The following is a 981-nucleotide window of genomic DNA, read 5'->3' on the forward strand; positions in this document are numbered from 1 at the left end:
CTCGATGGGCGTACCGCTGCAACGCTTTGATATGTCCGAATACATGGAACGCCATGCCGTATCGCGCCTCATCGGCGCGCCGCCTGGCTACGTCGGCTTTGAACAAGGTGGCCTTTTGACCGAAGCCGTCAACAAACAGCCGCATTGCGTGTTGCTCTTGGACGAAATCGAAAAAGCTCACCCCGATATTTTCAACGTCCTCCTACAAGTCATGGATGCAGGCAAACTGACCGACAACAACGGCAAGAGTGCCGACTTCCGCAACGTCATCCTGATTATGACCACCAACGCCGGCGCGGAAAGCCTCAGCCGCCCCAGCCTCGGCTTTACCGCCAAACGCGAGCGCGGCGATGAAATGCAGGCCATCAACAAGCTCTTCACGCCCGAGTTCCGCAACCGCTTAGACGCGATTATCCCATTTGCGCCCTTGTCCGAGCCTATTATCGTTAAAGTCGTGGACAAATTCCTGCTCCAGCTCGAACACCAGCTCCTCGACAAAAAAGTCGAAGCCGAATTCACGCCGGCATTGCGTAAATATCTGGCGGAAAAAGGTTTCGACCCGCAAATGGGCGCACGCCCAATGAACCGCCTGATTCAGGAAAAAATCCGCAAACCGCTCGCCGACGAACTCCTGTTCGGCAAACTCGCCGAAGGCGGCTTTGTGCTGATAGACTGGGATGCAGCGAAAGAAGAAGCCGTGTTGAAGTTTAAGAAAAGCAAGGTCAAACCTGAAACAGAAACTGTTTAACCGACTAAAAAATAAAAGGCCGTCTGAAATTTCAGACGGCCTTTTTATCTCAATCAAAAATCTGATTTACAAAACGGATTTAACAGTGGCAACCACATTGTCTACGGTAAATCCGAATTCTTTGAACAGCAAGTCAGCAGGTGCAGACTCGCCAAAGCGGTTGATACCGACCACGGCGCCGTTCAAACCGACGTATTTATACCAACCGTCGGCATGTCCGGCTTCTACGGCTA

Annotated in this window: 2 protein-coding genes; one reads left to right on the forward strand and one right to left on the reverse strand. The window is 52.1% G+C overall.

Annotation, left to right across the window (positions count from 1 at the left end):
• A partial coding sequence (locus tag ACTHUM_RS15280) for an AAA family ATPase (protein ID WP_440403325.1) occupies positions 1-748 on the forward strand: 748 nt, incomplete at its 5' end.
• Positions 749-814: 66 nt separating this feature from the next.
• Here the strand turns inward: ACTHUM_RS15280 and ACTHUM_RS15285 are convergent.
• Positions 815-981, reverse strand: a 167-nt coding sequence (locus tag ACTHUM_RS15285) for a transketolase-like TK C-terminal-containing protein (RefSeq protein ID WP_440403326.1), incomplete at its 5' end; no start/stop codon positions are given.

It is taken from the genome of Neisseria sp. P0021.S006 (assembly GCF_051956895.1).